Origin of the sequence: Algoriphagus chordae (assembly GCF_003254055.1) — a bacterium.
GTDB classification, from domain to species: Bacteria; Bacteroidota; Bacteroidia; order Cytophagales; family Cyclobacteriaceae; genus Algoriphagus; species Algoriphagus chordae.
The window spans coordinates 256461-273762 of the sequence record NZ_QKZT01000001.1; the positions used below are offsets into that span (position 1 = coordinate 256461).

At 40.4% G+C, this 17302-nt stretch carries 12 protein-coding genes; 2 read left to right on the top strand and 10 right to left on the bottom strand.

Going from position 1 to position 17302, the window contains the following annotated elements:
* The first annotated feature begins 11 nt into the window (after window positions 1–11).
* Both LV85_RS01135 and LV85_RS01140 read left to right on the top strand, forming a co-directional pair.
* Window positions 12–839: a tetratricopeptide repeat protein gene (locus tag LV85_RS01135; RefSeq protein WP_111316335.1), complete on the top strand. Its 828-nt coding sequence runs from the start codon at window positions 12–14 to the stop codon at window positions 837–839.
* Between the two features lie 183 nt (window positions 840–1022).
* Entirely contained in the window at window positions 1023–2594 is a 1572-nt protein-coding gene (locus tag LV85_RS01140) for an Rne/Rng family ribonuclease (RefSeq protein WP_111316336.1), read from the top strand.
* Between the two features lie 113 nt (window positions 2595–2707).
* Here LV85_RS01140 and LV85_RS01145 read toward each other — a convergent pair whose 3' ends face one another.
* From LV85_RS01145 to LV85_RS01190, 10 genes are all read right to left on the bottom strand, one after another.
* Complete coding sequence (locus LV85_RS01145; RefSeq protein ID WP_111316337.1) at window positions 2708–3838, bottom strand: DUF4221 family protein; 1131 nt, start codon at window positions 3836–3838, stop codon at window positions 2708–2710.
* A 54-nt stretch (window positions 3839–3892) separates the two neighbouring features.
* A complete protein-coding gene (locus tag LV85_RS22135) occupies window positions 3893–5110 on the bottom strand; it encodes a hypothetical protein (protein WP_170125592.1) in 1218 nt (405 codons plus the stop codon).
* Between the two features lie 37 nt (window positions 5111–5147).
* A complete protein-coding gene (locus tag LV85_RS01155; protein WP_111316338.1) occupies window positions 5148–5900 on the bottom strand; it encodes a LytR/AlgR family response regulator transcription factor in 753 nt (250 codons plus the stop codon).
* Entirely contained in the window at window positions 5897–6970 is a 1074-nt protein-coding gene (locus LV85_RS01160) for a sensor histidine kinase (protein WP_111316339.1), read from the bottom strand. The genes LV85_RS01155 and LV85_RS01160 overlap by 4 nt, the downstream gene beginning before the upstream one ends.
* A 75-nt stretch (window positions 6971–7045) precedes the next feature.
* Window positions 7046–7690, bottom strand: a complete 645-nt coding sequence (locus LV85_RS01165; protein WP_111316340.1) for a hypothetical protein — start codon at window positions 7688–7690, stop codon at window positions 7046–7048.
* 2 nt (window positions 7691–7692) lie between these two features.
* A complete protein-coding gene (locus tag LV85_RS01170; RefSeq protein ID WP_111316341.1) occupies window positions 7693–9852 on the bottom strand; it encodes a TonB-dependent receptor in 2160 nt (719 codons plus the stop codon).
* A gap of 221 nt (window positions 9853–10073) precedes the next feature.
* Complete coding sequence (locus LV85_RS01175) at window positions 10074–11759, bottom strand: AsmA family protein (protein WP_111316342.1); 1686 nt, start codon at window positions 11757–11759, stop codon at window positions 10074–10076.
* Between the two features lie 198 nt (window positions 11760–11957).
* Window positions 11958–13757, bottom strand: a complete 1800-nt coding sequence (locus LV85_RS01180; RefSeq protein WP_111316343.1) for a M14 family metallopeptidase — start codon at window positions 13755–13757, stop codon at window positions 11958–11960.
* A gap of 141 nt (window positions 13758–13898) precedes the next feature.
* A complete protein-coding gene (gene glgP / locus LV85_RS01185; protein WP_111316344.1) occupies window positions 13899–15557 on the bottom strand; it encodes an alpha-glucan family phosphorylase in 1659 nt (552 codons plus the stop codon).
* A gap of 134 nt (window positions 15558–15691) precedes the next feature.
* Window positions 15692–17152: a potassium/proton antiporter gene (locus tag LV85_RS01190; protein ID WP_111316345.1), complete on the bottom strand. Its 1461-nt coding sequence runs from the start codon at window positions 17150–17152 to the stop codon at window positions 15692–15694.
* Between the last annotated feature and the right edge of the window lie 150 nt (window positions 17153–17302).

Genomic DNA, 17302 nt, shown 5'->3' on the forward strand with positions numbered 1-17302 from the left:
GGGTTTTTACCATGAAAAGATCTCAACTCATACTTATTGCATTAGGGGTCATCACAATCGGAGGATTGTATGTACTACCTACTGTGGTCGTGGACAATGAAAGTAAGGCAGATTCAGTTTCGCAAGAAAATGACTCCGCTGCCACTTCATCCACCGATCCAGTAGCGATGCATGAGGCTGAGTTAAGTCCTGATCAGAGACTTCAGATAAATACACTGAAACTTCAAATCGCTGAAAATGCTTCGAAAGAAGTCGTAAAATCTTCCACGGAAGAAATTGCTGCGATTTATCAGGAACTTGGGAAGTACGATAGTGCAGGATATTACTTAAGTTTGGCAGCTGATCAGCAGTCAGACATGGAGCTAGCAGAAGAAGCAGGAAACGCCTATTATGAGGCATTCAGCTTTGCACTAGATCCAGAAAAGGTATCTTACACTGCCGAACAGACCCGAAAGTATTTAAATCAGGTGTTGGATAATGATCCCACCCGTTTGGATTTGAAAACAAAGATAGCGATGACTTATGTGTCCTCGTCCAACCCAATGCAGGGAATCACGATGCTGAGAGAAGTCTTGGCTGAGGACCCTAGCAATGAGGATGGGCTGTTCAACATGGGTGTACTATCTATGCAATCAGGCCAGTACAAGCGTGCCACTGAGCGATTCGAAGAATTGATCCAATATCACCCGGATAATCTTCAGGGGCAGTTTTACTTGGCAGTGAGCTATTTCGAAGCCAAACAAAACAACAAAGCGAAAGCTCAGTTTGAGAAAGTTAAAGCGATGACCGAGGATGAAATGATCCTAGGATCCGTCGAAAGCTATCTCGAAAAGCTATAATTTATTTGTATCACTACTAAATCCAAAGACTATGCCTTGCGGAAAGAAAAGAAAAAGACATAAGATCGCTACGCACAAGCGTAAGAAGAGACTAAGAAAAAACAGACATAAGAAGAAGTAATACACTTCTTCTTATTGTCATGTGAGTAAACGTTCATTTACATAATATAATAAGACGAGATTTTGAGTACGGAATTGTTAATCGATTCTGCTCAAAACGGAAGTCGAATTGCCCTCCTTCAAGACAAGAGCCTGGTTGAGTTGCATTCCGAAGGAATGGACAATCAGTTCAAAGTTGGAGATATTTATCTCGGTACGGTCCGCAAAATCGTCAATGGGCTCAATGCAGCTTTCATTGACGTAGGTTATGAGAAAGACGCCTTTCTTCATTACCAGGACCTCGGGGCAAATTTCAACAGCCTGACGAAGTTCACCAAAATGGTTCGCAACAACAACTACGGCAATTACAATTTGAAGGGTTTTGAAAACGAACCTGAAATCGACAAGATTGGAAAAATCTCCGGTCCGCTGTCCAAAAATCAACAGATTTTAGTTCAGGTCGTCAAAGAACCCATCTCTACGAAGGGGCCTCGACTATCCTGTGAGCTCTCTCTACCAGGTCGCTACCTCGTGCTAGTACCTTTTTCGGATTCGGTCAACGTATCCAAGAAGATCCGAAGCAATGAGGAAAGAAAACGTCTCCTGAGACTCATCAATTCTATTAAGCCAGCCAATTTCGGAGTAATTATCCGTACCGTGGCAGAAGGTCAGTCCGTTAGTGACTTAGATAAAGACCTTCGCAATCTTCTCAACAACTGGGAAGAAGGCATGGCCAAATTGATGAAAGCCAAGAGTCGCGACAAAATTATCGGAGAGATGAGTATGGCCTCCTCACTTGTGAGAGACCTGCTCAATGAATCATTCGACGCAATCACCGTAGAAGAAGAATCTACTTACGATCAGATCAGATCCTACATCAGGAATATAGCTCCTGAAAAAGAAAAAATTGTCAAGCTTTACAACGGTAAAGCCAAGCTATTTGAAAATTTTGGAATAGAAAAACAGATCAAAAGCCTGTTTGGACAGACGGTCAGCCTTCCGCAAGGAGGGTATGTGATCATCGAGCATACAGAAGCCCTGCATGTCATTGACGTGAACAGTGGTAATAAATCCAATCAGGAAAGTAACCAGGAAGCAACGGCCTTGCAAACCAATCTGGTTGCCGCTAAAGAAATTGGCAGACAGCTCCGCCTCCGAGACATGGGAGGAATCATCGTAGTCGATTTTATCGATATGAAAAAGGCCGAGAACAAAAAGGCCATATTCGAAGCGATGAAAGAGGAGCTTAAGTTTGACAGGTCTAAGCATACTATTTTGCCACTGAGCAAATTTGGGCTCATGCAGATCACCAGACAGCGAGTAAGACCCGAAGTCAATATTGTGACTAAGGAGACTTGCCCGTCTTGCAACGGCACCGGCAAAATCCAGGCTTCTATCCTGGTAGCTGATAAGCTGGAAAAGGACCTGGATCACATTGCTACTATCCAGAATGTGAGTAAAATACAAATTGGGCTGCATCCCTACCTGCACGCATACTTTACTACCGGAGTAATTAGCCGAAGAGTGAAGTGGTTTTTCAAGTATAATAAGTGGATAAAACTGATCAAAGATTCTTCCCTACCCGTGACGGAATACAGATTCTTAGATGAATCTGGAGAGGAAATCGAACTACAAGTAAAAAGCGAGACTGATTAGTCTCGCTTTTTTTTATGGGGATTTTTGTAAGGCTTTCAACCGCGGAGGTCATAAAGTTTACCTGTAGTTGCAGCGTTTTATTTGAATTGTGAATTAGTCTAGATTTTTGTTTCCTATTTGGTGTCGGTTTTCGCTTCATTGATTTTAGAGAAATCTATTATTGCGAATGCTGTTACATCATCTGTAGTTTCGGAATATAGACTAAGCGCATAGCCTTTGGGTGTATTGAATCCATACATTCCTAATTCCTTTTTGTCAAATTCTAGTTCTGCCTCTCGATTCAACTTCTCATCGAAAACTAATAAGCGATTCCTTTCTTGTGCCATATTCTCCAAAGTAGGGCCTTTTACTCTAATCCAACGTAGAATCTTGTTAGCATGTGTATCATAATCTAGACCATTGTATTTGCTACTTGAATGATCAGGTTGGAAGACAATATATTCCCCGCTTGGCACAGTTGTACCTTTTTTATATTCTAGCGATTCGGATGTCCCTGCCCATTTCCAGGTCTGCTTCCCATTTTTCACCACAGCTATCGAGTCTGATATCGCAAAACTTATCAGATGTTCTTTGGTGGATGGAATATAAACATGACTAAAAAGCCCCAATTGATCGTCGTTTGTGAACTCTATTATGGTCTTCGGATAGCGGAAATTAAAATTAGAAAAACTGTGCGACTCGGTATTGAAAAGCATACCCCACTGATCATAATCCTCAAACCCATCTATAAAAACATAAGGAATATCTACGAAGGAGAGCTCATTTCCAGACTTTCGAATTCTGTTAAATCCTGCTGTGGAATAATTAGCATATTTTCTGGCTTCACTTACTTTAGGAAGATCCCATCTATGAATCACTTTTCCGTCGAAATCACACTGAATCAATTCTTTCTGTTGAGAAAGCACGTATAGACTATTCTCATCTACAAATGCACCTGTAATGAAGGAGCCTATTCCATCTGGCCCCTCTATCTCATAGTGTTGTTTTTTCTGCTGCTTTCCTTCAGGATAGCTATACACCCGTAGTTGATGGCTCAAAAAAGTAACTAATACCTCTCCTGAATCAGTTTCATAATAGCTGAAATTGTCACTCAAATCTTTGGTCAAAGTATCCTTCTCCAAATACAAAGTATCCACGATCAAATCCTTCAAATCGAGGATTGGTATTTCCTTTTGGGGCTTAGTGGAGCAGGAAACTCCAAGAATCAAAAGGACAAAGAAACTGAGTAAAGTAAATTTTCTCATGGGATATGGTTCAAATTTGTCTCTTAAATTAAATAATTCGGTACAAAAAAAAACTCACCGTTTTATAAATTCAAAATGTGCCCAGTTCTTCAATTGAATAAGTTCAGCATGATTGTCTATAAATCCATATTCCAGCAACAGCTTTTCAACTCGAATGGTATGAACTCCTTTCTTTAAAGATGAGATATCTATTCCTGTCTGATAAATTTTCTGATTTGTATTCCTAAGTCGATGCTTGCTCCACGAATCGATAGGAATCTCTTGCTCATCTATAAATATTCTGTGCAGATCAGCAGTTTCGTCTAGATTTTTCCAGGCTAAAGATTTCAAATCATTCCTAAAATCTGATTTCAGTTCGTTAATGATTTTGGTATCCCCTTCGTAGCGGGCTATACCTAGTCTTAGTAAGTCATCATTGACTTCCTCTGTAGAAATAAAAGCTCTTGGAAAACGAGTGTTAGGCTCATGCTCATTTTCAAAGTGTAGGTGTTTTGCAGGCCATTCTATTTCTTTCTCTTTAATATTTCGATCATTTCTGAACATTGAGAAATCTACCGTATCAGCATAAATGAGAGGCATGGATAGCACAAAAATGGATATGCCATAGAACAATGCAGTCCATTTGCCGAGATTGCTTTGGTAAATGGCCGAGACTGAACTTAGCATGCTTTCCGAATACCAAGCTTTGAATTTTGTTCTCTTTTTGGAGAGCATCATTACCCCCAAAAGAACGAGACTTAACACAAAAACTATAGAAATTATAAATAAGTTGAGGTTAAGCCAAACGTATATCCCAATGAGAAGGCCTAAGTAAACGGTAAGAACTAAAAAGATCAATACGAGAGAAACTGGGTAAGCAAAGGTCATACTACAGATCTTTTCCAACTTCAATACCATTTCTGATGGGTTTTGATATTGATACTTTTGACCCATTTTGAAGAGGTTTTTATTAATCACCCCATGCGGGTAGGCATAGCTCAGACCCAGCAATCCAGCCCAGACAAATCGTAAACACAAATGCACCACAAAGAATATCTTGAAAACAGAAATAATGGTGGTGAGGTAAAATAGAATCAACATGCTTGGCAGGTAAGCGATGCCTAGTTCTTGAACTAAAGATGCTGAGAATAGATAAATCTTAGCAGGGAAAGCAAATAAAAATGCCAAGGTAATACCAGAGATAATTACTTCCGGTTCCCAGCTATTTCGTTGGAGATTTTCAAGCCAAGTGAGTTCTTCTTGCTTGCGTTGATAGTCATTGCTTTTATTCATCTTCCAAAAAATACATTAGAATTTCGGTTTATCTAAATTATTGGTCCAGCCAGTTTTTGAAATCAGTTACTTTTTCACGACTTATTAGAATGTCTGGATCAGCACAGTTTTTCAAGGTCACCTTAAGACGACTATTGGAATAAGAAAAAATTCCATCTATAGCCTCCATACTACAGAGGTATTTGCGATTGATTCGAAAAAAATTGGCTGGATTTACATGTGATTCTGTTTGTTCCAAGGTGCTTTCGAGAACATATTTTTTTCCTTCCTTAGTTTGTAAAAAAGTGACTTTTTCTTCGCTGCTGAAATAAGAAATATCTGCTATTGGTATGCTTTGAATTTTCTCTCCGTAGCGTACCAAAAATCTAGATTTGAAGCTTGTTTTACTCGGATTAAGGAGGCCTTTCAGCACATCTAGTTCGATGGTTGATCTAATCTGGTTTTCTTGATACTTATCCACAGCCCTAGCTAGATCTTTGGTATCTATTGGTTTCAAAATATAGTCAATGGCGTTTACTTGAAAAGCCTTTATGGCGTATTGGTCAAAAGCTGTTGTGAAAATTATTGGTGTTGATAACTTGACCTTTTCAAAAATTTCAAAGCTTATACCATCTGCCAATTGAACATCACAAAAAATCAAATCTGGATCTTGATTTTGTTGAAACCAAGCAATACTTTTTGAAATGCTATCTAGATTTCCAAAAATCTCAGCCTCAGGAAAATATTGCTTAATTTGCTTGATAAGTAAATTAGCAGCAGGTTTTTCATCTTCTATGATCAGTATTCTCATGTGGATAAGTCTAAAATTGGAAGTTGAACCAGAAACTCATCTTCAGTCTGAATGACCTCAATGTTTCTGTTAGAAAGAAGTTGATATCTTGATTTAATATTGTTCAATCCAACGCCAGTAGATGGTTCTGTTTGAGAGGTTTTGGGTTGAAATGTATTGCTAATCCATAGATTATTTTCCTTTCTGAAAATGTGGATAAATAGCGGATTATCCTCGCTTACAATGTTATGTTTTATAGCGTTTTCTAGCAGAAGTTGAAGAGAGAGTGGAGGAATATTGCCTGTGCGATCTCCGATTTCTATAGAAAACTTCAAGCTTTCTTCAAATCTGATCTTTTGAAGCTCCAAGTAATTTTCTGCGAAGTCTATCTCTTTTTCTAAGGATATTAATTCCTCTTTTTGAGCCTCTAATACGTAGCGGTATATGCGCGATAACTTCTGGATAAATGCTGCTGATTTATCTGCATTTTCATAGACGAGACCCGAAAGGACATTCAAAGAATTGAATAAAAAATGTGGGTTGAGCTGATCTTTCAAAGACTGATATTGACTGGCCAGTTTTTCGTTTCGTAGAATTTCAGCTTCGAGTGCTGACTTTCTCCATTCCAACAACCAAGAGCGAGTGGTGAACAAGGCCATAAATCCTAAAGCAATGCCCATTGGCATCAAGGAATAGTTGAAAAGCAACTTCCACGGTATACTTTCAAGGGTAAATCCACCTCTCCACCACGAATATATTCCTACTATAATGAACGCGACTAAGAACGCGTAGCTCAAATAGGTGATACTGGTAAAAATGAATCGTTTTACGGGATGGTGAATCCACGAAATTCTTTTGTCGAAGTAGCTCTCTACAGCTGTTCCACCCAAACTCATGGCTGCAGTGATGGCGAATGAAAAAATGAAATCCGGCACCATGCTCTTGATTCCTTCCCAGGTTAAAAAGCAGCTAGGGCAGAAAAACAACATTAGAATCATCACAATTCCAAAGTTGATAATCAGAAAGCTCGGAAGACTTTTCCAAATTCCTCCTTTGGTGTTGCAGCTTCTTAATTCGTTTACTTCTGGCATAGCTGGAAATTAAGTAAAATGAGGCAATTCCTTTCTCCCAAAACTGAAAGAAAGGAATGCCTAATTAAGTATCTATTAATCACATTTAGCAGTAACCTGCTCTGCTACCGTTTTTCCCCAGGTAGGTAGGATGTATTCATCAGTGATTTTAGCCTCTTCTTTTGTGTATAGTTCCAAACTCATTCTTGCCATTCCACAGGCTTTTTCTGGCCCTGTTCCGAAGAATTGCGCCATTCCCAATTCCATTTGTGACATCAGCGTAACTGCCCTTGGGTTCTCACGATCCAAATCAATTGCTTTTCCAAAAAGCTGCATCGCCTGTGGACTCATGGTTTGTCCACGACCTGCAGGGTCCAAACTTATTTTTCCCATCAAAATGTAGCCATTCAAGGCTGTGATCTCAGAGTTTCCGGGAGCAATTTTGTCTGCCTTTTTCACAAGTTCTAAAGCCTCGTCTAAGCTTTTATCTTTATCTATTTCGAAGCGAAAAGCAGCTTCTGTTTTTAGTAGAGCGGCATAATAGTAAGGAAGCCATTCAGTTTCGGAAGCATCAGCAATCCTTAAAAAACCATTAGTCACCGTTTGGGATTGCTCATAGGTTGCGATTGTCTTTTTCGCATCCAATTGCTTTTGCATGGCGGCGATGAAAGCTGGATCAGATGCTTGCGCAAAAGCTATCCATACTAAAGAGAGAGCGAGGGTTAAGATGTACTTTTTCATAATTATAAGTTGTTTAAGTTATTTGCTGTTTTGTCTTTAGAAAGCGTGAGGAAAATCCCCAAGAATAGGAATCTAGGTGCTGGCTGTCCAGTGGGAAGTGACTCGAATACTCCTTGTTCATTGGGTTTGCTTGCATAGGAATAGCCGAATATATTTTCTCTGCCGAATACATTTTGCACTGCGAAATGAATGATAAGATTTGGCTTTGGCAAGTAGCTCCAAGAGAGGCTAAGGCTTTGGTAACTTTTGGTTTTAGAGTTCATTTCACCAGATTGGTTAGGGTCTGTATACTTGTACCCATCATTGAAGGAGTATGTAGTCCCAAGCTGGGATTTGAGTGTCGGAATGAAATGCTTTACGACCAATGAGAAATTGTGCTTTGGGGCGAAATCAGGCTGAACTTTCGTCTCATACTGGTTATAGATTCTTTTGCTATCTACGAAACTGTATGATATCCAGTAGTCCGTATTTTTGATGCTATTTCGATCCCTAAGGAAAACATCAAGCCCCCGAGCATAGCCCGAGCCTGCATTCTGTAGCTGGCTTGGGTTGTTAGTATTTCCTTTAAATGTAATCAGGTCTTCATAGCTTTTGTAGAAAGTCTCTGCTCTAAACGTAATACCATCTTTCTGGTACTGGTAGTTTAAGATTAGATGTTTTGACTTCGAATTGCCAATGCTTGGGTCAATTACTCGGAAATTCTCAATCGGTAATTGATGATACTGACCAGTGGCTAGAGATACTTGACCAAATTCTGAGATTTGATAGGCTAGCGAAATACGAGGATCTACCCAAGTCTGTTTTGCCAATTGGCTGTTTCCCGCTCGCAATCCACCTCTAAGCACTAATTTTTTGCTCAGATACCAATCCCATTCCGTAAAGAGATAAGTTTCCCCTTCTTCAAAACTTCTTTCCTGCTTCTCTAATTGGAGTTTTTCGGAGTAGTTATGGATGAAATACTCGGTGCCAACTTTCATTGAGATACGATCCGAGAAATCTTTGATTGCAGTGAATTTGGCATGTGAAAGCAGATTTTTTCTTTCTAGTGGAATGGAATCAATGATCAGATCATCTTTATTGGAAGAGACTGAAAGACCTCCAAACAAGGACCAGCCATTCTCGTAGGAATTCCTCCAATTGCTCTGTGCGTATGAATACTTGTTATGAAGATTTACAAACATTCCCCGCCCATCTTCTCCAGGCTGAGCTTGCCAAAGCTGCATTCCCCCAGCTTCAGTTCGGGCCAGAACTTTCACGAGACCGCCCTTCTTTAGCTTTTGCTGCGCAGACAATTCCACATCCCAGCCATAAGGAGCTCTTTCCCAGTCAAAATCTTGCTTTACTAGTTTTTGGTAAGGTTTTAGGTCAAAATAATTTGCGGTAAGCGAGATACTTTGATTGTCATTGGCAAGGGTTTGGGAATAGCCACCACCTACCGACATGATGGAAAGATCACCTTGAGTTCTCAAGGAATGGTCTTTGGTATTCAGCGACAAAGCAGATGAAAGCGCCTGACCATATTCTGCGGAGTATCCACCTGTACTGAAAAATGTCCCTTTGAAAATATTTGGGTTAAAGCGAGTTCTGGTAGGCACATTTGCCGTGGTGCTTCCATAGGCATTTCCTACACGTAGTCCATCGATGTAGATTCCAACTTCGCTGGCGTCACCTCCGCGTACAAAAAGACGGCCGTCATTGCCCACAGTGCTTGTGCCTGGTAAAGTTTGCAAAGCTCCTACAATGTCGCCCATCGCACCTGATGTGGTGACGATATCCAGTGGTCTCAGCACTACAGATTTTTTCTCATCCGAAGCCTCCATGGCTCCTGCGGTGATCGTCACGGAATTCATTTCGGTGATTTCTTCGATCAATTTGACTAGTGGGATTTGTAGAGAATTAGTGTCGAGACTTATCGACAGTTCTTGGGTTTTGAAGCCAAGAAACTTGAAAACCAACACCTGAGATCCTGTCGCTGAAGTCTCAAATTGGAAGCTGCCATCTTGCTCACTAGTCGCACCATCATAACTTCCTTTGATCTGCACATTCGCTCCTGGAAGAGGCATGCCCCTCTCGTCTAGCACTTGGCCATGGAGACTTGTTTGGGCAAAAGCTTGAGTTTGCAACAGGAGAAAAGTGATAAAAAGTAGCTGTCGTGGATTCATTTCGATTCAGATTTGAATCAAATGTGCAGGACTAAAGCTCCTCAAAAAATTAAAGCTTACTGAAATGTAGAAATCCGCTACTGAACTGTAAAAAAGTGAAACTGGGCAAAATCAGAGAAATGCGATTGCTAGCAAAATCAAACAATAATCTCAATCCAATTGCCTTCTGGATCTTCAATTACACTTTCAAAATATCTCTCTTTTATAGATGCCTATCCGGACTAATTGTTTTTTGCCTTTCGTTCAGCTTTTTTCTCAGCTTTAATTTCCTTTTTATCCTTCTTTTCTTCTTGCTTCTCTGCCTTACTTTCTTTGGAATGAGGCAAGAGCTTTTGCACTACCTTGGACGGAATAGTTGCCATCAGACCATCTTTTGCACTCAACCAAATTAAGTTTATCGGTCCCTTGTAGATGTCGCGAGTAGTGGAATAAGTCAATTCCTGATAATTCTTGTCACCTGGTAGATGTTGCTTGTGAATAGCAAGATTAGCTACCGAACTCATAAAGCCTTTTTTGTGATCATCAGGATTGATAAGTTCCATTTTCAAATCTTTGTACTGCATCAGAAAATGGTTGTCCGAAGCTGTAGCAGTAGCTTCCATTTTCATATGGAGTTTTTGCAGGTCTCCAGTTACTATTGAAATACCCGCTAGGTGATTTACGGTCTGGTTCAATTGCTTCATGTCCATGGCTTCCAATGTGAGATCAGCAACCCATTTTCTTTCGAAGTAATTTTCTGTGACGTTGAGATTTAGTTTTCCGGATCCATCGAAAATTGCCGAAATAGCTATCAGCAAAGGTTTTTCTTTCTCCACTGCGTCGATTGATGATACATTCTGAATTAATCCATTGACTTCAGATAGAGTGATTGTACCCGCTTTTGTCTTTCCTGATTCAATTTCGGAATAGGTTATTTTGGAATTCTTGATGAGCAAAGAGTCTATGGCTACAGGGAAAGATAACTCCTCTAGCATATTCGAAAAATCCTTTTTTGCCACCTGCGGAGGCAAGGGTCTATTTTTATCTTTTGAGACATGCAGATCTAAACTATCTATCTCCAGTGATTGACTGATCACCATCAGTGAATCATAGAACTGGCTTTCACTGCTCAATCCTCTTAATGCTAGATGGCCAATATCAAATGACATGATACCCTTCTGCACAGGTTGGGTTTTAGCATATTCCTCCCATGTGGAGTTTAGCTTCATGCTTAATGCTTCCAAATCCATCTGCCCTTTTTCTAGGTCAAAATCAAATGCGCCTAAGCTCAATGTCTGCCCATCAGTAGTCAGGTAGGAGAAATTTTTGAGACTGATGGTTATATTTTCTAGTTTGAAAGGAATCGCTCTTCCTACCTGAACCGAATCAGTAACCAAGCCTGTAGCGATGATTTCAAGTCCTTCAAAAGATCCGATTTTTTGCAGCGTATCCTTTTGATATAACAATTCAGCTTTTCCGCCTAGTAGCGAAAAGTTTTTGATCTCACCTCTAGAAATAATGTCTTTGAAAAGACTTTGGAATGGCTTGGTAGTAGTGGTTGACTTTTTGGGAAAATCACTGTGGATTACTGTAAAGTCTGGAGTTAAAAAACTCAATTTTTGAATTTTGATCGCTTTGGCGGTAATAAATGAAAGAAAGCTTATTCCATCTAATTCAGCCTTTTCTACTGTTCCAGTAATAACAGAGGGCAGGCTGTCTGTGTTTAAGGGGGTGATTTTCAGATTGTCCAATTCAATATTTCCCGCAAGAATACTTATAGTAAAATTCTCATAGTTTAGATCATATTTTCGATCTGGGTTGGAGTTTAGCCTACTTTCAAAATTGTTTTGAACCCAATACTTCAGTCCAGTGATACCTATAGCGAGCAAAAAAATAATCGATCCGAGTATAATAAACAATTTTTTCATCCAATGGAATTTTAGATTAGTACTCTAAATTTAAAAAAAATACTGTCACTAAAACTATTCAGTAGAATGCAGAGGTCTAAAATATTTACGAAGCAATATTAAATAGAGCCAAATTATATAAGGAAAAGACTTTAAAAGCAGCGTTTTTTTGGGGATTTTCACCTTCCCTAACTATTGTTTAACTCATCAAATTAATAGTTACCACTCTCTGCCAACCGGAATTACTTTCCAGTTTTGATCGAAGTAAGGAGTTTGCTTATAAAACCAGGAATAGATTGCTCGTGGAGACTTGGCGAATTCTGCATTTGAAGTTTTTTCTGCCTCAAATCTCTGCTTCAAATCAACATCTTCAGACAGCATTTTAGCAATCAAAGGTTCCATGATATAGGTTTCCATATATTCCGTTTGGGATAAAATAGAATTGAAATATCCCCACTGGAAAAAGCTATCGATGGACTCAGGCTCCATCAGAATCACTAGAAGTTCTGCAAGTGGTTGATCGGTACTGATCCGAGCCGAACCTGGTTGCAGGCTGACAGTTCTGTCTAATTTCTCCAGATCAAATGATTGGAAGCGCATCAATCCTTCATAGGGCTGATTATTCATTTTGAAGTCTCCGACTTTGGAAAATTCCAATTTCAGTTCTTTCTCCTGCTGCAAAATCTCCATTTCAATACCATGAGCCTTCATTTTTTGGATGACTATGCTCCATTCTGCTGGAATCCAATAGGCCTTGGGAACCTTTACATTTTCTACTGGTCTATCCATCAAAAGGCTTGGTACGATCTGGGTGATCTCCTTTCCTTCCCAAACAACGTATTCTCTTCCGGTGATTTCGGATGTTTCTTTTTTCGAAGCGATTCCTAAAAACTCCATTGAATCTGCCGGAGTTTCTCTGAAAGCAAATTTCACGGTGATCTCACTCGGCTTTTGGTTTCTATCGGATTTCACTGCCGATTGTAGCTCCGCAAAATGTTCGCTAACTGATTTGATTGCCTGTTCTAAGAACACATAAGTGCCTAGGACGCGTTGCTCGAAGGGTTTCAAAGAATGATTCTCTATCAAAATAGAAGGAACATGCTTGATGTCTCCATAGGTATGAGAGAATCTTGGACTAAATGAAAAAGCTACATTGCCCTGGGAGAAATCATTTCCATTTGCAGCAAATAACAATGGGCCAGGAATATGACCTTTATTTTTTAAAGCTTGATCTACTTCCGGTTTGAAGCTAGTGGCTAGCCAAGTTGAAATTTCTGGAGAGTAGCCTCCTGTTTCCACAAAACCATAGGTAATATCGTATTGGTAATCGGCACCATCTGTGACATGAATATCGACATAGAGATCAGGATCGTAGCTGTTGATAACTTTGGCTACCGCTTGGATTCCTGCAGTCTCCAATTTGGTGTAATCTCTGTTTAAATTTAGGTTTTGAGCATTAGTTCTCCAGCCCATTTCTTTTGGACCTCGCTGATTTACTCTGCCGAATTCGCTTCTTCTTTCATGCCCATCCACATTTAGAATTGGGATAAAAAGTAGGTTAGCATCATCCAGAAGGGCTAATTTATTCCCTTGGGAAATATCTCGTAGTAGCATCATGCCAGCATCTTTGCCATCGATCTCTCCTGCATGGATTCCTGCCTGGAAGAAAATAGCCGGTTTTTTGGATGTGGATAACTCTTCAGGGGAGAAGCCTTTATCTTTTGACGCAATCACCATATTTATTGCTCTTCCTTGTTCACTAGTTCCAATAGTGACGATTTCTAGGTAGTCAGAATTAGCTACTAATTTCTCAATCCAGTCCATAGTCTCCGCATAGGTAGGCGACTCCAAACCATCAGAAAGCTCAAAAGGAGTTACCCATTTGTCTGACTTATCCACAAGTAATTCTGTGCTTTGACCATTCCAAGGAATAGCGGGAGGCATGATGTCTTGGGCAAGCAGTAAAGTTGGAAATGTAAGTATGAGAAGGCTTGACAGAAAGGAAGATAGGAATTTCATTTTTCGAGATCGTTTGCTCTAATATCGCAAGTACTTTGTGACTTGTGAATCATTTTTAGATAAACAGGCAATTGCTCATTTAAAAGCACAAAAGCCCAGTCTGAAAATGGACTTGGCTTTAGATTCATAGCTAAGCAAATATTAGCTTTTGTACATGATTTCATAGTATTCCCGCGCCATACGATTACTTTCAAATTTGTCATTCACATCTTTCATTCCCTGCTGAGTGATTTTTCGCCAAGCGTTTTTGTCAGTATAGTAGGCAGGAACAATCTCGTTTTCGAGTACTTGAAATAGGTTTTTAAGATCAAAAGCATCTTGGTCATGGATGCTCATATTGTGATAATCTGCCGCTGGCACGATAAAGCTATTTTTGCCGTGCTCCGCAAATTCACAGATCCAGCCATCGTATGTACTGAAATTCACCGCTCCGTTCATTGCCGCAGTCATTCCTGAAGTACCACTGGCTTCTCGAGGGACACGTGGATTGTTGAGCCAGACATCAGAAGCCTGTTTGAGACGCTTGCTTAGTGCTAATTCATAGCTCGTGCAGACAGCAACATTTGTGTATTTTTTGCTTAGATGTACGAGTTGATTGAAAGTGGAAATAGCGCCATAGTCGCTAGGGTATGGCTTCCCTGCCCAGATTACTTGTACAGGCATGTCAGGATTGTTGATTAGTGCTTCGAATCGCTGTAGATCTCTGGTGATCAGCTCAGGTCTCTTATATCCCGCAAACCTCCTTGCCCAGACAATGGTGAGGACATCTGGATCTAGCAACTGACCTGTCTGATCTGCTACGATTTCGAAGGCTCGCTTTTTCAAAAAACGCTTACGATCATCGAATTTCTCCACATCATCTTCATTCATGAAAGTATAGAGCTGTTTATCTGCCCAATAGTTGAAGTTCTGTGAATTGGTGATGGAGGTTATCTCTGGGATATTGTCGTAGGATTCCCACATATGCCTACTCACTTCTCCATGCAGTTTGCTTACGCCATTTGCCTTGCGTGCAAATCTAAATGCTGCCAAACTGTGATTGAATAGATCTCCATCCATTCCCGTCAAAGCTCTCACCTCGTCTAAAGAATAGCCATTGAAGTAGCCCATTTCCTCACAGAGGTAGATGTCGTGCTTCTCGTTGCCAGCTTCTTCTGGTGTATGGGTAGTGAAAACCAAACGTTTTTTCACCTCCTCCTTGGATCCAAATTTGCGCATCAGATGGAACACCGAACTTACCCCATGAGCTTCATTGAGGTGATAGACATCCGGATTGAAATTCAATTCGTCCAGCAACCTAACTCCACCTATGCCTAGCATGATGAACTGAGCAACTTTGGCAGCAGTATCAGAATCATACAGTCGATGTGTGATGGTTTGGCTTAGATAATCGTTCTCAGGCAAGTCTGTGCTCAACAAGAATAATGGCGCACTTTCAAAGGTTTGTGGAGCCAAATACCATGCTTTAATCCAAACAGGATTGCCGTGGATGGTGATTTGATATTTGATCCCAGTGTCTTCCAAGAAACTGTAGATTTTTTCATACCACTCCGCTTTCATGGTTTGATCCTGATTTCTACTTTGATCGTAATAGCCGTATTTCCAGAGAATACCGATACCGATCAGATTTTGCTTGAGTTCGTAGGCGCTGCGCAAATGAGATCCCGATAGAAATCCTAGTCCACCAGAGTAGATTTTAAGTGGCTGATGGACGGCAAACTCCATGGAAAAATAGGCTACACTTTCGGAGTATTCCTGCGAAGTTTGGTAGGGAACTTTGTAATTTCTAAAATCAGTCATAGTTGAGAAGTTAATGCTGTAATTTAATAGAAATCAGAAGATTGCTAACAAAAAATAGTTTAGAGAATCATAAAGAATTTTGGATGATTACGAACTGGTCAATTTGCCCATTCCTTTGCACCAAGTGCAGTGTATTAGCCCCTCAACAATTCTTTAATAGCGGCTTCCTCCTTTGAGTCCTCCAGCATGATCATCAGGTTGTCTCCCTCCATCAATTCAGTGTGACCATTTGGCGTGATAAACTTTTTGTCACGCTTCACTACTACTACCAGTGAACTTGCCGGAAAGCCAATTTCCAGAATTTTTTTCCCATTTGCGGCACAATCCTTTTCAAGACGAATTTCCATAACCGCATTTTTGAAATCATCTGATAATTCCAAATCCAAGAGTGTTTTTCGCTTGAGTTCGGCAGGAAGTGCTAAACCTAAAAGCTTGGCTGCCAAAGGTAGTGTTGGTGCTTGAATGGCTACAGAAGTCAATACAATGAAAAATACTATATGAAAAATCGTCCAAGACATTTCTATTCCTGCAATCAATGGCAGTGTGGCAAATACAATCGGTACAGCTCCTCGTAAGCCTACCCAGGAGATAAAGGTCTTTTCTTTTAGGCTAAATTTGAAAAAGGAAAGTGCCAGAAATACGCCCAGCGGTCTGGCGATAAAAATCAGAAACATTGCAGCTGATAATGCGATGCCTGCAACAGGGAAAAGTTGCTTTGGAAACACCAGTAGCCCTAAGGTGATAAACATCACCACCTGCATCAGCCAAGCCACTCCGTCGAAGAACTTCATCAGACTTTTCTTATGGGCCATATTAGCATTGCCGACTGTGATCGCAGCGATATAAACTGCCAGGAATCCGTTGCCATAGCAAAGATCTACAACGGTGTAGGTGATCAGCACCATCGCCAGCAACATTACTGGATAAAGGCCTTCGAAATCCAGCTTGACCTTGTTGATGAGTAGCACAATTGCTCGCCCAAAAAGCCATCCCAGAAGTCCACCTACTAGCATTTGGACGATAAATAGGGGGATGATTTCCCAAATAGAACCTGTCTCGAGGGTAATGAATCCAAGTATAGAAATAGTCAAGAAATAGGCCATGGGGTCATTACTTCCACTTTCGAGCTCCAGTAGTGGCCTTAGGTTTCCTTTTAGGCCTAGGCTTCTTGCCCGTAAAACTGAGAATACTGCCGCCGCATCTGTCGATGAAACAATAGATCCTAAAAGCAAACTTTCTAGAATTGACAGATCAGTAATCCAATAGACAAAACCACCTAGAGAGACACTTGTAAGTAGCACTCCTATAGTGGATAGCGACACTCCCGCCCATAGCACTGGTTTAATACTTGGCCACTTGGTGTCCATACCACCTGAAAAAAGAATGTAGGTCAATGCTATAATTCCGAGAAGCTGCGTGATCGCTGGGTTGTCAAATTTGATCCCGCCTATGCCATCCGAACCCGCCAGCATCCCCACTCCCAAGAAAATCAATAGCAAAGGTATGCCTGTCTTTCCGGAAGTTCGGCTTGCTAAAACTCCAGCTAGAAGTAAAAGTGAACTGAGTAAAAGTATGTTTTGCGCTGTAAAGACCATGAAAGAATAAGTGGTATGATAAAACTAGGCACGTAAGGGAATGCCTAAAAGTTATGCATATTCCTGGAAAAGGCTAAGATTTTTTGAATCAGTTGTGCTGAAGTGGATTAACCAGCAAAAAGACCGACTACTTCTCAGCAGTCGGTCTTG